The organism is Polynucleobacter sp. 35-46-11 (assembly GCF_002281105.1).
Window position 1 is genome coordinate 1 of the sequence record NZ_NCFJ01000436.1, and the last position, 2,115, is coordinate 2,115.

Below are 2,115 nucleotides of genomic sequence, written 5' to 3' on the forward strand. Positions count from 1 at the left end.
CGTGGCGATCGCACTCAAACCATTATTGAGCCTATGCTCACTGACCAATGGTTTGTGGCAATGTCTAAACCAAGTCCAGACAATCAATATCAACCAGGCTCATCTATCGCTGGCGCAGCATTAGATGCAGTCACTAAAGGTGACATCAAGCTCGTTCCTGAAAACTGGATCAATACCTATACCCAGTGGCTAGAGAACATTCAAGACTGGTGCATCTCACGTCAACTCTGGTGGGGCCATCAAATCCCCGCTTGGTATGGCGATGATGGCCAGATCTTTGTTGCTCGCTCTGAAGAAGAAGCCAAGGTCAAAGCTGTTGCGGCAGGCTATACCGGGCAACTCAACCGCGACCCTGATGTCTTAGATACCTGGTTTAGCTCCGCGCTAGTGCCCTTTAGCTCATTAGGCTGGCCAGAGGAAACGCCTGCTCTCAAGCATTTCTTACCTTCATCTCTTTTGGTCACCGGCTTTGACATCATCTTCTTCTGGGTGGCCAGAATGGTCATGATGACTTGTCATTTCACTGGCAAGGTACCGTTTAATACAGTGTACGTTCATGGCCTAGTTCGTGATGCCGAAGGTCAAAAGATGAGTAAGTCCAAAGGAAATACTTTGGATCCAATCGACCTCATTGACGGCATCAAGATTGAAGACTTGGTCGCTAAGCGCACCACCGGCTTGATGAACCCCAAACAAGCTGAAAGCATAGGTAAGAAAACTAAGAAAGAATTTCCGGAAGGTATTCCTGCGTTTGGTACGGATGCCTTACGCTTTACTTTCGCTTCACTCGCCTCACTTGGTCGCAATATTAACTTTGACCAAAAACGCTGCGAGGGTTATCGCAATTTCTGTAACAAGCTTTGGAATGCCACTCGCTTTGTGCTCATGAATTGCCCTGGCGATGAACAAGAAAATGGTTTTGCTCCTTGTGACAACCAATGCGGCCCAGAAGGGCAATTAGACTTCTCTCCCGCAGATCGCTGGATTGTTTCTTTACTTCAGAGAACGGAAGCTGATGTTGCTAAGGGCTTCCAGAACTATCGCTTTGACAATATTGCTGGCAGCATTTACCAGTTTGTTTGGGATGAGTATTGCGATTGGTACTTAGAGCTAGCCAAGGTTCAATTGCAGACTGGGACACCGGCACAGCAACGCGCTACTCGTCGCACTTTGCTTCGCGTTTTAGAAACTATCTTGCGTATGGCGCACCCACTCATTCCATTCATTACTGAAACCCTTTGGCAAACCGTTGGGCCTAAGGTTGGTAAGGAGTTGACCAAGCAAGACAAGCAAACGATTGCATTACAGCCATACCCTGTTGCTCAGCTCGATAAGATTGATGAGCAAAGCGAAGCTTGGGTAGCCCAGATTAAATCGATTGTGGATGCTTGCCGCAATTTACGTGGTGAGATGCAAGTCTCTCCTGCGCTCAAGGTGCCCCTCTGGATTAGTGGCCCACAAGACTTCTTGAAACAGGCGAGCCCTTACTTAACTGCCTTGGCTAAATTATCTGAAGTCAAAATCTATGATGACGAGTCTGCACTCGAGAAGGATGCTCCTGGCGCTCCAATGGCCTTAGTGGGTAATCTCAAACTACTACTCAAAATTGAAGTAGATGTTGCAGCCGAGAGAATTCGTCTGAGCAAAGAAATTGAGCGCCTAGCAAATGAGATTACCAAGGCACGCGGCAAGCTTGGTAACGAAAGTTTTGTAGCGCGAGCACCAGAAGAGGTAGTTGCCCAAGAAAAGCAACGTCTTGCTGGATTTGAGCAAAACCATGAGAAGCTTGTTGCACAATTAGAGCGACTGAAATAAAGCAGCAATACAACTGATCGGAATTTCTATGCCATTAAGCACTAAAGCTGTTACCAAAGCTGTCTTCCCTGTTGCGGGTCTTGGCACACGCTTCTTGCCAGCCACCAAAGCCAGTCCGAAAGAGATGCTGAATGTCGTGGATAAACCCCTGATTCAGTATGCGGTTGAAGAAGCCATTGCTGCCGGCATTACTGAAATGATTTTTGTTACTGGTCGCAGTAAGCGTGCCATCGAAGACCACTTTGATAAAGCGTATGAATTGGAAGCCGAACTCGAAGCCAAAAATAAGCAGGCTCTATT

2 protein-coding genes are annotated in these 2,115 nt (G+C 47.3%); both read left to right on the top strand.

Annotated elements, in window-relative coordinates:
• Nucleotides 1-1,815: class I tRNA ligase family protein (locus tag B7Y67_RS16020; RefSeq protein ID WP_293599484.1), on the top strand; the 1,815-nt coding region annotated here is incomplete at its 5' end.
• A 28-nt stretch (nt 1,816-1,843) separates the two neighbouring features.
• Nucleotides 1,844-2,115: sugar phosphate nucleotidyltransferase (locus B7Y67_RS16025; protein ID WP_293599485.1), on the top strand; the 272-nt coding region annotated here is incomplete at its 3' end.